The sequence below is a fragment of the Acidovorax sp. genome (genome assembly GCF_022763525.1).
Classification (GTDB): Bacteria; Pseudomonadota; Gammaproteobacteria; order Burkholderiales; family Burkholderiaceae_C; genus Acidovorax.
This window is the reverse complement of the sequence record NZ_JALEGG010000189.1, coordinates 17,400-31,756: the sequence shown is the minus strand read 5'-3', so window position 1 is coordinate 31,756 and position 14,357 is coordinate 17,400. Positions and strand designations below refer to the sequence as shown.

Here is a 14,357-nt window from a genome sequence, read left to right as displayed (position 1 = left end):
CCAGATTGTCCCATGCAGGCCCTGCCACCGCCTGGTCAGCGGGTTTCGGTGGTAGTCAGAGAAGCCATCAGGCAGACAGCGCGTGCGCTACCGGTGGCGGCACGCTCGCCACGATCCGCTTCACGTCGGCGGCATGCGCCAGTGCAGTGCCGGGCGACAACAGGGCAGCCGCGCCTGCGGCCACGCCCCACCGCAGCGCGTCGGGTGCGGGTTGGCCGTCGTCCAGCGCCCAGAGCAGGGCTGCCAGAAAACAGTCGCCGGCCCCGGTCGTACCAGTGGCGACGGGCACCGGCACGGCGGGGGCCTGCCACACGCCGTCGCGGGTCGCGAGCACGGCGCCGTCTTCGCCCACCGACAGGGCCACGACCTCGGCAGCGCCGCTGGTCACCAGCGAATGGGCTGCGGCGCACCAGTCGGCTGCGCGCGCAAGCGGCTGCTGGACGAGCTCGCGCAACTCGCGCAGGCTGGGCTTGACCACCGCCACGCCTGCCTGCAGCGCGGCCGACAGCGCGGCGCCCGAGGTGTCGACGGCCAGGCGCACGCCCGGCCCGCCCACGGCGCGCGCGAGCTGGGCGTAGATGTCGTCGGGCACGCCGGGCGGCAGGCTGCCGCTGGCCACCAGCCAGCGCGGCGCCGCCCCGTGGGGCGAGCCTTGCGTTTGCTGGCTCAGCTGGGCCACGCAATCCTGCCACTCGGCGGGTTGCACGCTAGGGCCGGGCAGCACGAAGCGAAACTCCTGGCCTGTGGCGGTTTCCAGCACCGAGAAGTTCTCGCGCGTATCGCCCGCGATGGGCAGGAACCGGGTGGGCACGCCTTCCGCGGCCAGCAGGTCCGCGACCTGCGCGCCGGCCACGCCGCCAGCCAGGCCCCATGCCTGCACATCGGCTCCCAGGCGGTGCAACACCCGGGCTACGTTGATGCCCCCGCCGCCGGCAAACCGCAGCGCGGTGCCGCAACGCAGCTTGTGCGTGGGCTGCAGGCGTTCGGTGGCGGTGCTCAGGTCGAGCGCTGGGTTGAGGGTGAGGGTGATGAAAGCGGGCATGGCAGCAAAGCCTACCATCGGGGGGATCGTAGACAGGCTCTAAGAGCCCACTACCAAGGCCTGTCTGCAAAGCCGGACCAGAGCTCATCGAAGTCCGGGAAGCGCCATTTGTCGGGGTCTTCACGCGCCACGATTTTCTCGGTGCAGCCCGGCGCGGCAAGGTCCACCACCTCCGGTGGAATGCGCAGGTCGGACTTGGTCGAATAGAACACCGTCACCTGCGGCGTCGTCAGGGCCGTGGGTGCCTGCTGCGTCACTACGCCGATGCGCCCCGAGGTCAGCCGCACCATCGAGCCCACCGGGTAGATGCCGATGCTCTTGACGAACGCCTGGAACAGGCGCTGGTCGAAATGGTCGCTGGTCCATTCGGCCATGCGCCGCAGCGACTCGGACGGATCCCAGCCACGCTTGTAGGGGCGGTCGGAGGTGATGGCGTCGTACACGTCGCAGATGGCCGCCATGCGTGCGATCACGCTGATGCCCTCGCCCTGGAGCTTGTCGGGGTAGCCCGAGCCGTCGATCTTCTCGTGGTGGTGCAGGCAGGCGTCCAGCACGGCGTCGGGCAGTTTTCCGCCCTCCTTGAGCATGTGGTAGCCCTCCACCGGGTGGCTGCGCACGACGTTGAATTCTGCGTCGGTCAGCTTGCCCGGCTTGTTCAGCACCGCCAGGGGGATGGCCGCCTTGCCCAGGTCGTGCAACAGGCCGGCCATGCCCGCTAGGCGCGTCTGCTCGTCGTTGAGCCGCAGTTGCCGCGCCAGTGCCACCATGAGCGCGCACACCGCCACCGAATGCATGTAGGTGTAGTCGTCCGCCGTTTTCAGGCGCGCCAGGCTGATCAGCGCCCCGGGGTTGCGGGTGACCGAATCGGAAATCTCTTCGACCAGGTGCTGCGCGCCCACCGAGTCGACGGCGCGGCCCATCCGGGCCTCGTGGAACATCGACACCACGGCCTGCTTGGCTTTGCCGCAGATGGCCGCGGCCCGCCGTAACTCGGTCCCCATGTCGGCGGGCGTGTGGTCCCGCACGGGCGGAGGCGGTGGTGGCGGCAGCGTGACGCGCAGGGGGGGCAGGTTTTCCAGCAGGCTGAAGTCGGTAGCGATCTGCGCGTCCACCTCCTCGCGCGACTTGGATGCCGTGCCGGCGGCCACATCCAGGCCCTTGGATGTATCGATCCAGCATTCCTGAATGGCGGTGGACTGGATGCGTTCGAGGTCCTTGGGGTCTTTGAGCAGGAACTTGGCCCGCCAAAACGGGTGATCCATCCACGAACCGCAAAACTCGTGGAGGTACATGCCCAGGGTAAGGTGTCGGACGTGGATGCGCTTGAGCATGACTAAATACCTGGAGAGTAAGCCAATGTGCTACCGGAGCAAACCTGTCTCAGCAAGCCTCCGGCAGCGCACACGGCGGCCGATATGAGTAACTATATGTTATTTCATTATCGATTGTATCAAATTTGCCGAATTTCGCGGATTTTTGCCATGGTAGCCTTTTGCTCCGCGATGCCCGCGTACCCCCTAGCCGATGTGTTGTGATGCCTGCTGCTGCCAAGTCCGTTCCTTCGCCGCTCATCCCGCCCGCGGCGCCACGCCAGGCGGTTCGCGCGGGGGCATCGGCGGCCCACAAGGCCCTGCAGAAAATGGGGTTGCGCCGCGACATCGACCTGGCCTTGCACCTGCCCCTGCGCTACGAGGACGAAACCCGCATCACGCCCCTGTCCAGCGCCCGCGACGGCCAGATGGTGCAGATCGAGGCGACCGTGACCGCCAGCGACGTGCAGCTGCGCCCGCGCCGCCAGCTGGTGGTGCAGGTGGATGACGGCTCGGCCACGTGCGAGCTGCGATTTTTCAGCTTCTACCCCTCGCACCTCAAGACGCTGGCCGTCGGCGCGCGGCTGCGCATCCGGGGCGAGGTCAAGGGCGGCTTCTGGGGCCGGCAGATGCTGCACCCCGCCTTCCGCCAGGCCGGCGGCGAACTGCCCGCCGCGCTCACGCCGGTCTACCCCACCACGGCCGGCCTGCCCCAGCCTTACCTGCGGCGGGCTGTGGTGAGCGCGCTGGCGCGGGCCGACCTGTCCGACACGCTGCCGCCGGGCGCCGAGCCGCCGGTGACGGGCTTTTATCGCAAAAATGGCCTCCAGCGCTTGTGCAGCCTGCGCGAGGCGCTCACTTTTTTGCATCACCCCACGCCCGATGTGGCTCTGTCCACGCTGGAAGACCACAGCCACCCGGCCTGGCAGCGCCTGAAGGCCGAGGAACTGCTGGCCCAGCAGCTCTCGCAGTACCAGTCCCGCCGCGAACGTGACCGGCTGCGTGCGCCGGTGCTGCGCCCGCAGCCCGCGCAGGGCGCGGCGCTGCCCCTGCACGAGCAGCTGCTGGCCGTGCTGCCCTTTGGCCTTACCGCCGCGCAGCGCCGCGTGGGCGAGGAGATCGCGGCCGACCTGGCGCGCCCCGTGCCCATGCACCGACTGCTGCAGGGCGATGTGGGCTCGGGCAAGACGGTGGTCTCGGCCCTGGCCGCCTGCGTGGCCATGGACGCAGGCTGGCAGTGCGCGCTGATGGCGCCCACAGAAATCCTGGCCGAGCAGCACTTCGCCAAGATGATCGGCTGGCTCGAACCCCTGCTGGCCGCGCTCGGGCGCAAGGTGGCCTGGCTGGTGGGCGGGCAGAAGAAGAAGGACCGCACCGCCATGCTGGCGCTGGTGGAAAGCGGCGAGGCCGCGCTGGTGGTGGGCACGCACGCCGTGATCCAGGAGCAGGTGCGATTCAAGAACCTGGCCCTGGCCATCATCGACGAGCAGCACCGCTTTGGCGTGGCGCAGCGGCTGGCGCTGCGCAAGAAGCTGGCTGAGGGCGTCGCCGCCGGGCCGCCCCAAGGCGACGCAGCCCCCCCGGGGGGCAGCGACCCGCGCAGCGGCGGAGCGTGGGGGCACAAGGTCCCTATGGAGCCGCACATGCTGATGATGAGCGCCACCCCCATCCCGCGCACGCTGGCCATGAGCTACTACGCCGACCTGGACGTGTCCGTGATCGACGAGCTGCCCCCCGGCCGCACGCCCATCGTCACCAAGCTGATAGCCGATAGCCGCAAGGACGAAGTCATCGAGCGCATCGGCGCGCAGGTGGCCGCCGGGCGGCAGGTGTATTGGGTGTGCCCGTTGATTGAAGAGAGCGAGGCGCTGGACCTCTCCAATGCCACCGCCACGCACGCCGACCTGAGCGAAGCCTTGCCGGGCGTGATGGTGGGCTTGCTGCACTCGCGCATGCCCACGGCCGAAAAGAAGGCCGTGATGGCCTTGTTCAGTAGCGGACAGATGGGCGTGCTGGTCAGTACCACCGTCATTGAAGTGGGCGTGGACGTGCCCAACGCCTCGCTGATGGTCATCGAGCACGCCGAGCGCTTTGGCCTTTCGCAGTTGCACCAGCTGCGCGGCCGGGTGGGGCGCGGCGCGGCGGCATCGGCCTGCGTGCTGCTGTATTCCACCAACGACAGCGGCCGCGTGGGCGAGACCGCCAAGGAGCGCCTGCGCGCCATGGCCGAGACCAACGATGGCTTCGAGATCGCCCGGCGCGACCTGGAGATCCGGGGGCCCGGCGAGTTTCTGGGCGCCCGCCAGTCGGGCGATGCGCTGCTGCGGTTTGCCGACCTGGCCACCGACACCCACTTGCTGGAATGGGCGCGGGAGCTGGCGCCACGGATGCTGGATCGCCACCCGGAATTGGCCGCGAAACACATCGCACGCTGGTTGGGGGGAAAATCAGACTATCTCAAGGCCTGACGCACATGACCCTCACCGAACTCAAGTACATCGTGGCCGTGGCGCGTGAGAAGCATTTTGGCCACGCGGCGGATGCCTGCTATGTCTCGCAGCCGACGCTGTCGGTCGCCATCAAGAAGCTGGAGGAAGAGCTGGACGTGAAGCTCTTCGAGCGCAGCGCCGGCGAGGTGACGGTGACGCCGCTGGGCGAAGAGATCGTGCGCCAGGCGCAGAGCGTGCTGGAGCAGGCCGCCGCCATCAAGGAAATCGCCAAGCGCGGCAAGGACCCGCTGGCCGGCCCGCTCACGCTGGGCGTGATCTACACCATCGGACCCTACCTGCTGCCCGAGCTGGTGCGCCACTCCATTGCCCGCACGCCGCAAATGCCGCTGATGCTGCAGGAAAACTTCACGGTCAAGCTGCTCGAAATGCTGCGCACGGGCGAGATCGACTGCGCGGTCCTGGCCGAGCCCTTTCCTGACACAGGCCTCGCCGTGGCGCCGCTGTACGACGAGCCCTTCATGGCCGCAGTGCCGAGCGCGCATCCGCTGGCGGTCAAGAAAACCGTGAGCGCCGAGGAACTCAAAAGCGAGACCATGCTGCTGCTGGGCGCGGGCCACTGCTTCCGTGACCATGTGCTGGAGGTCTGCCCTGAGTTCGCGCGGTTTTCCAGCAATGCCGAGGGCATTCGCAAGTCGTTTGAGGGCTCATCGCTGGAGACCATCAAGCACATGGTGGCCGCCGGCATGGGCGTGACGCTGGTGCCGCGCCTTTCCGTGCCGCGCGACGCGATGCTCACCGTGTCCCGCCGGCGAAAAAGCGACGAAACCTACGTGCGCTATCTTCCCATCCGCGAAGCCGACGGCGGCCCGCCACCCATGCGGCGCGTGGTGCTCGCCTGGCGGCGCAGCTTCACCCGTTACGAAGCCATCGCAGCCCTGCGCAACGCCATCTATGCGTGCGAACTGCCGGGTGTCACGCGGCTGTCGTGAGGAAGGGGGCGCCGCTGCGCGGCCCCATGCCCCGCAGGCGCGCTGCGTTTCTGATCCGGCCCAAGCTATCTGTAGCGGCCTTGGGCTAAAGTGATTCGGTGTGGTGCCTTCATCGTCGAAGGCGCCAGCTTTTGATTCCCTTTCCACTTCAGGAGCAATGCCATGGCCAAAGCACCCAAAGCCACCCCCACCAGCGCCCCCCGCATCAACATCGGCATCAGCGACAAGGACCGTGCCGCCATTGCCCAGGGGCTCTCGCGCCTGCTGGCCGACACGTACACGCTGTACCTCACCACGCACAACTTTCACTGGAACGTGACCGGCCCCATGTTCAATACGCTGCACACCATGTTCATGGCGCAGTACACCGAACTCTGGAACGCGGTGGATCCGATTGCCGAACGGATCCGCTCGCTCGGCCATGTGGCGCCGGGCTCCTACGCCCAGTTCGGCCAATTGGCCACGGTGCCGGATGCCCCTGCCACGCCGCCCAAGGCGCTGGACATGGTGCGCGTGCTGGTGGAAGGCCACGAAGCGGTCGCGCGCACGGCCCGCAGTCTGTTCCCGCTGGCGGACAAGGCCAGCGACGAGCCCACCGCAGACCTGCTGACCCAGCGGCTCACGGTCCACGAGCAGACGGCCTGGATGCTCCGGTCGCTGCTTGAAGAATGACGCCGCGGCTTGCAGGCGCGATGCAGGGCGCGAGGGCGGCCTCTGCAATCACAGGGTTTCCGCCCCCTTGAATTGCGTTTTGTCCTACAAAGGTATGCGGATGTCTCTGCGCATCATTCGCAAGACATCCGCTCACGCCCTGGGGCAGTGCGGTTGCTGGCGTCACATTCCGTCGTGCGCCACGTTTGAAACCCCTGACCTATGCGAATCCTGTACGTTGAAGATCACCCGGAACTGCGCGAAACCATCGGCATGCTGATGGAGGCAGAGGGCCGGGCGGTGACGTCCTGCGCCACCGCGGAAGAGGCTCTGGAACTCGATGCCGCGCAACCATACGACGTGCTGGTGACCGACGTGAGCTTACCCGGCATGTCGGGCATCGATCTGGCGCGCAAGGTTCTGGCAGACGATCCTCAGCGCTGGGTGGTGCTGTGCTCGGGATACGAGATGGGCGACTACCCGGCCAGCTGGGGGGCGAATGTGCGAACCCTTCTCAAACCTTTCGAAATCGAAGAACTGGAAGAGTTGCTGGTGAATCTGCGCCAGTCGCTGGACCGGTCTGCGGCCTGAGCTGTTTTGCGCCCGGCCGCGCGCCGTGAACGCGTGACGCCGCACGGGCTTCGGCCCCTTTCTGAGGCGGCTCCACCGATTTTCAAGCGCGCGAGACGCGCGGAAGTTCCAGCCGGAACCGGGTGATTCCGTCGGCAGAATGCACCGCGATGCGCCCCTGGTGCGCGCCTACGATCTGGTGCGCGATGAACAGTCCCAGCCCCAGTCCTTCCCTACGCCCGGGCTCCCTGTCACGCCCCCGGAACGGATTGAAAAGGTGATCCAGCAAATGCGGCGGGATGGTGCCGGCGTTAGTCACATCCACAGCCACGATGGACGCCTGGGTGCCATCTGCGCATACCTGCACCGGCTGATCCGGAGTGCCATGGTGCACCGCGTTGCCAACCAGGTTGGTGATGACCTGGCACAGCCGCTCGGCGTCCCACACACCGTCCAGGTCCCCGCAGAAACTGCTTTCGATCACGCGTTCGGGATAGCTGGTCTGCACTTCCTGCAGGGTGCGTTCCATCACGTCGCGCAAGGACGCCGAGACGGGCTTTATCGCCAAGCCGCCGGCCTGCCGGATACGGGTCACGTCCAGCAGGTCCTCGATCATCCGCCCCATGCGCTGGCCGCTGCTGAGTATCCGCTCCGCCATCGTGGCCACCTTGTCGGGCGGCATGTCAGGCTGGCGCTTGAGGGCCGAAGCGGCTGCGCTGACGGACATCAGCGGCGTGCGCAGGTCGTGGCTCAACACCGCCATGAACAACTCGTTGACGCGCAGTGCCGCGGTGCGCTCGCGCAGTTCGTGGGCCAGGGCCTGCTTGCGCCGATGTAGTTCGAAGAACACATTGGCCTTGCTGGCGAGCATGTGTGGGTCAATGGGTTTGTAGAGGAAGTCCACCGCCCCGCTTTCGTAGCCCTTGAACTGCCAGTTCTGCTCGCGCGACCCGGCGGTCATGAAGATGAGCGGGATGCCGCGTGTGCGCTCGCTGCCGCGGATGAGCTCTGCCAGCTCGAAGCCGTTCATCTCCGGCATCTGCACGTCCAGCAGCGCCAGGGCCACGTCATGGTGGGCGAGCAGAAGCTCCAGCGCCTCGGGGCCGGACTGCGCCTTGAGAATGTCGATGTCATCGCGCTGGAGCAAGGCTTCCAGGGCAATGAGGTTCTCCGCGACGTCATCGACGAGCAGGCATTTCACGCGGTCGGTGTGGGGCATGGACTGGGCGTTGTTCAATGGTGGGGCTGGGTGGGGCGCTTTCAGAGGCTGCCTTCGCGGTGCAGCCGCGTCAAAAGCTGGGCGATGCCGGCGGGCGACAGGACATGGGGCGATGCGCAGCGTGCGAGGGCTGCCCGGGGCATGGCAGGTACGAGCGCGCTGGCGGGGTCCTGGACCACCATCAGGCCGCCTGCCGCGCCAATGGCTTGCAGGCCAGCAGCACCATCATCGTTGGCGCCCGAGAGCAGTACGCCGACGAGGGCTTCGCCATACTGGTCCGCAGCGGACTCGAACAGCACGTCAATCGAGGGCCGCGAGTAGTGCACCGGCGGGTCCACCGACAAGGCAGCACAGGGGCCCGTGTCCACGAGAAAGTGGTAATCAGGCGGTGCAAGGTAGACGGTCCCGGGCAACAGCGGCTCCTTGTCGCAGGCCTCCCGCACCGGGAGCGCACAGCGCGGCTGGAAGATCTCGGCCAGCATGCTCGGCCGGTCGCGGGGCAGGTGCAGCACCACCAGCACCGCCGCGCGCAGCGTGGCGGGCAGCGCGGGCATCAGTTCCATCAGGGCGTCGATGCCCCCCGACGACCCGCCGATCACAATGGCCCGGAACACGGTCGCGGCCTCGCCATCAGCAGGGCTGGCTGGCTTGTGAAGCGCTGGATGCTCGGGCATCAGTGGCCTGCTTTCTTGCGGTAGATGCGATCGGTCACCACGAAGTCATCAAACGCATCGGCCTGGGCTGAAAAGCGCAGCGATTCCTTGGAGCCCAGCCCCAGAAAGCCCCGGTGGCACAACGCCTCGCGAAACAGGCCCAGGGCCCGATCCTGCAAGTCGCGCTCGAAATAGATCAGCACGTTGCGGCACGACACCAGGTGCATCTCGGCAAACACGCTGTCGGTGGCCAGGCTGTGGTCCGAGAACACCATGTGCTCGCGCAGCGCCTTGTCGAACACCACGCGGCCGTAGCGCGCGGTGTAGTAGTCGGACAGCGACCGCCGCCCGCCCGAACGGGCGTGGTTTTCGGTGAAGGTGGCCACGCGCGCCATGTCGAACACGCCCGATTCCGCCGCCCGCAGCGCCTGCTGATTGATGTCGGTGCCATAGATCAGGGTGCGGTCCAGCAATCCTTCCTCCTGCAGCAGGATGGCCAGCGAGTAGGCCTCCTCCCCGGCGCTGCAACCGGCCACCCACACCTTTAGCGACGGGTAGGTGCGCAGGTGCGGCACCACTTCTTCGCGCAGCGCGCGGAAGTAGCTGGGATCGCGGAACATGTCGCTCACCTGCACGGTCAGGTATTCGAGCAGGGCAGGGAACACGGTGGGATCGTGCAGCACCTTGTCCTGCAGCTGGGACAGCGTCTGGCAGCCGAAGTGCTGCAGCGCGCTTCCCAGCCTGCGCTTGAGCGACGCCTGCGCATAGCCGCGGAAGTCGTAGTGATAGCGGTGGTAGATCGCATCGATCAGCAGGCGCTGCTCGATGTCTGCGGTGCGCGCGGGCTTGCGGTGGGGCATGGCTGCGAAACAGGGCAAAACGTTGCGGGCGTGGCGGCTACTTGGGCATCCAAACGCGCACCAGCGACAGCAGCTTTTCCACGTCCAGCGGCTTGGCGATGTAGTCGTTGGCGCCGGCTGCCAGGCATTTTTCCTGGTCGTCTTTCATGGCCTTGGCGGTGAGGGCAATGATGGGCAGTCGGCGCCACTCGGGGCGTGCGCGGATCTCGCGCATCGCGGTGTAGCCGTCCATTTCCGGCATCATGATGTCCATCAGCACCAGGTCAATGGCCGGCGTGCCATCGCTGCCGGCACTCGAGAGCATTTTCAGCGCCTCGATGCCATTGCGCGCAATCTGCACCCGGATGCCGGTGGGCTCCAGCACGCTCGAGAGCGCAAAGATGTTGCGCACGTCGTCCTCCACCACCAGCACCGTGCGTCCTTCCAGCGCCATGTCGCGGCTGCGCGCGGCCTGCAGCATCTGCTGGTGTTCGGCGGGCAGCTCGGACTCCACCTGGTGCAGGAACAGGGTGACTTCGTCGAGCAGGCGCTCGGGCGAGCGGGCATCCTTGATGATGATGGACTTGGAAAAGCGGCGCAGCTTCTGCTCTTCGTCGCGCGACAGGGCGCGGCCGGTGTACACGATGACCGGCGGGAACGACACGCCGTCCTGCTCGGTCATCTGCTGCAGCAGTTCGTAGCCGCTGAGGTCTGGCAGGTTCAGGTCCATCACCATGCAGTCGAAGGTGGTGTCGCGCAATTGCTTCAGCGCCTCCGCCGCCGTGCCTGCGCAGACGATCTCCACGTCGTCGCGGCTGAGCAGGTGGCGCACGCTTTCTCGCTGGCGCTCATCATCTTCCACCACCAGTACGCGGCGCAGGTTCTGGGTGATCTTGGCTTCCAGGCGCTGCAGGGCCTGCACTAGTTCATCCCGCTTGACTGGCTTGAGCGCGTAGCCGATCGCGCCGCGGCCCATCGCCTCCAGCGAGTAGTCGGCAACCGACACGACGTGCACCGGAATGTGGCGCGTGGCAGGGTTGCGCTTGAGCTGGTCGAGCACGCCCAAGCCCGAAAAATCAGGCAGATTGACATCCAGCACGATGGCGCTGGGCACGCGCTCGGCGGCCAGGGCCAGACCGTCAGCGGCGTTGTGCGCGAGATCGCATTCGAAATCCATCTCGCGCGCCAGGTCCCGCAGGATCTGCGCGAAGCGCTCGTCGTCCTCGATCACCAGGATGCTGCGGGCGTTTGCGCGCCGGGGGGCCGCCGAGACGGCTGCACCGGAAGGCGTGGGCACAGCCCCCGCCACACCGGCAGGCGCCGAGGCATCTGCTGACGGTGTCGTCGCCGGCAGTATTGGGGGGTGGGGCGCCGCGGTGGCAGCCACAGCGCGGCTCGGCGCCGCGGCCTGCTTCGGTTCGGCCGGAGCCTGCAGGCGCACGGGCAGGACCAGGGTGAACACGCTGCCCTCGCCGGGCGTGCTTTGCACCGACACGTTGCCGCCCAGCAGCTGCGCCAGGTCCCGCGAAATGGACAAGCCCAGCCCCGTGCCGCCAAAACGGCGGTGCGTGCTGCCATCGGCCTGGCGGAACGCCTCGAAGATCAGCTCCTGCTGGTCGGCCGCGATGCCGATGCCCGTGTCCTTCACGGCGAACGACAGCGTCTCATCGGGGTTGCGCGAGACGTGCAACGCCACCGAACCCCTTTCGGTGAACTTGAGTGCATTGGACAGCAGGTTGCGCAGCACCTGGCTCAGGCGCTGGGCGTCGGTTTCCATGCCTGCCGGAACGTCGGGAGCGATGGTGGCGCTGAGCTCCAGCCCCTTTTGCATCGCTACCGGGCGCAGCGGTTCCACCAGGGACTGCACGCTGCGCGCGATGTTCACAGGCTCGATCGACACCGTCGCCTGCCCGGCTTCGATCTTGGAGAGATCCAGGATGTCGTTGATGAGCGCCAGCAGGTCGTTGCCTGCCGCGTAGATCGTCTGGGCGTACTTCACCTGCTCCGCGCTCAGGTTGCCTGGCTTGTTGTCGGCCAGCAGCTTGGCCAGGATCAACGTCGAGTTCAGCGGCGTGCGCAGTTCGTGGCTCATGTTGGCCAGAAACTCGCTCTTGTACTGGCTGGCCAGTTCCAGTTCGCGCGCCTTGTCCGTCATGGCGCTTTGCGCGCGCAGCAATTGCTCGCGCTGGTATTCGAGCTGCTGGGTTTGCTGTTCCAGGTGCGCGTTGGTCTGCTCCAGCTCGGTCTGCTGCACCTCCATCTGGGCCTGGGATTCCTGCAGGATGCGGCTTTGCTGTTCCAGTTCTTCGTTGTTCACGCGCAGTTCTTCCTGCTGCGCCTGCAGCTCCTCGGACTGGCGCTGCGTTTCTTCCAGCAGGCTCTGGAGGCGGCTGCGGTCCATGCCGGAACGGATGGCCACCGCCAGGATCTCGGAGGCGCGCTCCAGCAGGCTGCGCTCGGCTTCGTTCACGCGACGGTAAAACCCCAGCTCGATCACCGCGTAGACTTGGCCGTGTTCCACTGCTGGCGCTACCAGCAACTCCGCGGGGCTGGCCTGCCCCGTGCTGGACGAGATGGGCAGATAGCCTTCTGGCACATTGCGCACATGCAGCAGCTGAAGCGAGCGCGCCGCCTGTCCCAGCAGGCCCTCGTCGCTCAGCGTGGTTTGCGCCAGCCGATCGCGCGGCAGAGCGTAGCCTCCGAACAGCGTGAAGCGGTCCTGGCCTTCGCGCACATAGCCGGCGCCGACCTGGGCCTGGAGGTAGGTGGCCAGATAGTCCAGCGCCAGCCGGCCAATGTCTTCCAGCCGGTGGTCGCCCTGCAGCCGCTGGCTCAGGCCCGACAGGCCGGCAGTGACCCAGGCCTGCGCGGCCTTGGCCCGGAAGTCGCGTGCCGTGAGTACCGCCGAAACGCAGATGAGTGCCAGGAGCACCGCCGAGCCGAAGGCCGAATAGAGATTGGAATTGAAGGCCGCGTCGACCCATTGCTGGCGCCGCGTTTCCAGCTGCAGGTTTTGCTGCGTGCGCAGGTCCTCTATCGCATTGCGCATGCGGTCCATCAGGTCCTTGCCAGCGCCGCTGTGCACCAGCGCCATCGCGCCGACCGTATCCCCGCCTTTGCGCAGCGCGATGGTTTCGTTGAGCTCACGCAACTTCTGCTGGGTAAGGTCGTCGATCTCGGAGGCCAGTTGGCGCTGCGCGGGATAGGCGTCCACGCTCGCCTTCAAATCGGCCAGATGCTGCTGCAGCGAACTGGCTGCCAGTTCGTAAGGCTGCAGATAGGCCAGATCGCCGGTGAGCAGATAGCCGCGCTGGCCGGTTTCGGCATCCTTGATGGCCGCGTTGAACCGGTTCAGGTGGCGCATGGACAGGGAGGACTTGTCCATCGCACGCACGGCGGCACCGCGTGTTTCAGCGGAACGGTAGTTCACTGCGGCGATCACCAGTGTGGCCAGGGCGGCCACGATGAAGCCCGCGAGCAGCGTGCGGGGGATGGCGAAACGGCTGGCGGCCTGTGGGCTCGAGGATCGGTTCATGCAGGCAGGTTCGAGGGTTTGGGCAAGCGGGGGACTTTAGCGGGTTTGGCCTGCTTTCGCTGCCAAAGCCCGCGCGCGGCACGAGCGGCTGCTACATTCGGTGCGCCCGCGGCAGCGCGGGCTGTTTTTTCAGCCTTCTTGCACCGCCCGCATGCTTCACGCCACACCCCGCAGCCGCTTGGCCCTGTACCTGGACCTCATTCGCTGGGACCGCCCCGCCGGCTGGCTGGTGTGCCTGTGGCCCACGCTCGGCGCGCTGTGGATCGCGGCCGAGGGCTTTCCGGGCTGGCACCTGCTGGCGGTGTTCGTGCTGGGCACCATCCTCATGCGCAGCGCGGGCTGCTGCGTGAACGATGTGGCCGACCGCGATTTTGACAAGCACGTCAAACGCACCGCGCAGCGCCCGGTGACCACCGGCGCCGTGAGCGTGAAGGAAGCCCTGGGCCTGGGCGCCGTGCTGGCGCTGCTGGCCTTTGGCCTAGTGCTCACCACCAACACCGCCGCTGTCCTGTGGTCCGTGCCCGCGTTACTGGTGGCCATTGCCTACCCGTTCACCAAGCGTGTCATCGCCATGCCCCAGGCGGTGCTGGGCATCGCGTTCAACTTCGGCATCGTGATTGCCTTTGCGGCGGTGCAGGGCAGCGTGCCCGCCGTGGCTTGGTGGATGTGGCTGGGCAACCTGTTCTGGGTTCTGGCCTACGACACCGAATACGCCATGGTCGACCGCGACGATGACCTCAAGATTGGCATCAAGACCTCCGCTATCACCCTGGGCCGATGGGATGTGGCGGGCATTGTGCTGTTCTACCTGATTTTCATAGGAATTTGGGCATTAGCGCTTGTCCCTTATGCGCTGGGTGCTATGTTTTATATAGCAATCGCGGCGGCGCTGGCCCAGGCCGTTTGGCATTTCACGCTGATCCGCACCCGCACGCGCGAAGGCTGCTTCAAGGCGTTCCGGGTGAACCACTGGCTGGGTGCCACGGTGTTTGCGGGGATTGCCGGCAGCTACCTGCTGCGGTGGTGGAGTGCGGCTGGCTGATTCCCCAGCCGTGCGTCTGCGCTGTGAGGCGATAGGTCGCACTACCTGACGCTGGCC

Annotated in this window: 11 protein-coding genes; 5 read left to right on the top strand and 6 right to left on the bottom strand. The window is 66.8% G+C overall.

Annotated features, from left to right (window positions below; all coding sequences use genetic code 11):
• Window positions 1–67: 67 nt before the first annotated feature.
• A complete protein-coding gene (locus MRY84_RS14445) occupies window positions 68–1,042 on the bottom strand; it encodes a 1-phosphofructokinase family hexose kinase (protein WP_291506421.1) in 975 nt (324 codons plus the stop codon).
• Between the two features lie 50 nt (window positions 1,043–1,092).
• Window positions 1,093–2,373, bottom strand: coding sequence for an HD-GYP domain-containing protein (locus MRY84_RS14440; protein WP_291506398.1), 1,281 nt, complete (start codon window positions 2,371–2,373; stop codon window positions 1,093–1,095).
• A gap of 203 nt (window positions 2,374–2,576) precedes the next feature.
• On the opposite strand from MRY84_RS14440, the gene recG reads away from it, so the two are divergent.
• The 4 genes from recG (at window position 2,577) to MRY84_RS14420 (ending at window position 7,033) form a co-directional block, all read left to right on the top strand.
• Complete coding sequence (gene recG, locus MRY84_RS14435; protein WP_291506397.1) at window positions 2,577–4,820, top strand: ATP-dependent DNA helicase RecG; 2,244 nt, start codon at window positions 2,577–2,579, stop codon at window positions 4,818–4,820.
• 5 nt (window positions 4,821–4,825) lie between these two features.
• Window positions 4,826–5,791, top strand: a complete 966-nt coding sequence (locus MRY84_RS14430) for a LysR substrate-binding domain-containing protein (protein ID WP_291506396.1) — start codon at window positions 4,826–4,828, stop codon at window positions 5,789–5,791.
• A 162-nt stretch (window positions 5,792–5,953) separates the two neighbouring features.
• Window positions 5,954–6,463: a Dps family protein gene (locus MRY84_RS14425; protein WP_291506395.1), complete on the top strand. Its 510-nt coding sequence runs from the start codon at window positions 5,954–5,956 to the stop codon at window positions 6,461–6,463.
• A 201-nt stretch (window positions 6,464–6,664) separates the two neighbouring features.
• A complete protein-coding gene (locus MRY84_RS14420) occupies window positions 6,665–7,033 on the top strand; it encodes a response regulator (RefSeq protein ID WP_291506394.1) in 369 nt (122 codons plus the stop codon).
• 82 nt (window positions 7,034–7,115) lie between these two features.
• On the opposite strand, the gene MRY84_RS14415 is transcribed toward MRY84_RS14420, so the two are convergent.
• From MRY84_RS14415 to MRY84_RS14400, 4 genes are read right to left on the bottom strand one after another with little or no spacing between them, the layout of a single operon-like run.
• Window positions 7,116–8,231, bottom strand: a complete 1,116-nt coding sequence (locus MRY84_RS14415; RefSeq protein ID WP_291506393.1) for a hybrid sensor histidine kinase/response regulator — start codon at window positions 8,229–8,231, stop codon at window positions 7,116–7,118.
• A 41-nt stretch (window positions 8,232–8,272) separates the two neighbouring features.
• Window positions 8,273–8,905 carry a chemotaxis protein CheB gene (locus tag MRY84_RS14410; protein WP_291506392.1) on the bottom strand — a complete coding sequence of 211 codons (633 nt, stop codon included), beginning with the start codon at window positions 8,903–8,905 and terminating at the stop codon, window positions 8,273–8,275.
• Window positions 8,905–9,744: a CheR family methyltransferase gene (locus tag MRY84_RS14405; protein WP_291506391.1), complete on the bottom strand. Its 840-nt coding sequence runs from the start codon at window positions 9,742–9,744 to the stop codon at window positions 8,905–8,907. The genes MRY84_RS14410 and MRY84_RS14405 overlap by 1 nt, the downstream gene beginning before the upstream one ends.
• 37 nt (window positions 9,745–9,781) lie before the next feature.
• Window positions 9,782–13,258, bottom strand: a complete 3,477-nt coding sequence (locus MRY84_RS14400) for a response regulator (RefSeq protein WP_291506390.1) — start codon at window positions 13,256–13,258, stop codon at window positions 9,782–9,784.
• A gap of 151 nt (window positions 13,259–13,409) precedes the next feature.
• On the opposite strand from MRY84_RS14400, the gene ubiA reads away from it, so the two are divergent.
• Window positions 13,410–14,300 carry a 4-hydroxybenzoate octaprenyltransferase gene (gene ubiA / locus MRY84_RS14395; RefSeq protein WP_291506389.1) on the top strand — a complete coding sequence of 297 codons (891 nt, stop codon included), beginning with the start codon at window positions 13,410–13,412 and terminating at the stop codon, window positions 14,298–14,300.
• The last annotated feature ends 57 nt before the right edge of the window (window positions 14,301–14,357 follow it).

Bases quoted from the DNA above. Each gene is read 5' to 3' on its own strand.
- MRY84_RS14405 (WP_291506391.1), bottom strand. From the start codon at position 9,744: ATGCCCCACCGCAAGCCCGCGCGCACCGCAGACATCGAGCAGCGCCTG.
- ubiA (WP_291506389.1), top strand. From the start codon at position 13,410: ATGCTTCACGCCACACCCCGCAGCCGCTTGGCCCTGTACCTGGACCTC.
- MRY84_RS14445 (WP_291506421.1), bottom strand. From the start codon at position 1,042: ATGCCCGCTTTCATCACCCTCACCCTCAACCCAGCGCTCGACCTGAGC.
- MRY84_RS14440 (WP_291506398.1), bottom strand. From the start codon at position 2,373: ATGCTCAAGCGCATCCACGTCCGACACCTTACCCTGGGCATGTACCTC.
- MRY84_RS14415 (WP_291506393.1), bottom strand. From the start codon at position 8,231: ATGCCCCACACCGACCGCGTGAAATGCCTGCTCGTCGATGACGTCGCG.
- MRY84_RS14420 (WP_291506394.1), top strand. From the start codon at position 6,665: ATGCGAATCCTGTACGTTGAAGATCACCCGGAACTGCGCGAAACCATC.
- MRY84_RS14400 (WP_291506390.1), bottom strand. From the start codon at position 13,258: ATGAACCGATCCTCGAGCCCACAGGCCGCCAGCCGTTTCGCCATCCCC.
- MRY84_RS14410 (WP_291506392.1), bottom strand. From the start codon at position 8,905: ATGCCCGAGCATCCAGCGCTTCACAAGCCAGCCAGCCCTGCTGATGGC.
- MRY84_RS14425 (WP_291506395.1), top strand. From the start codon at position 5,954: ATGGCCAAAGCACCCAAAGCCACCCCCACCAGCGCCCCCCGCATCAAC.
- recG (WP_291506397.1), top strand. From the start codon at position 2,577: ATGCCTGCTGCTGCCAAGTCCGTTCCTTCGCCGCTCATCCCGCCCGCG.
- MRY84_RS14430 (WP_291506396.1), top strand. From the start codon at position 4,826: ATGACCCTCACCGAACTCAAGTACATCGTGGCCGTGGCGCGTGAGAAG.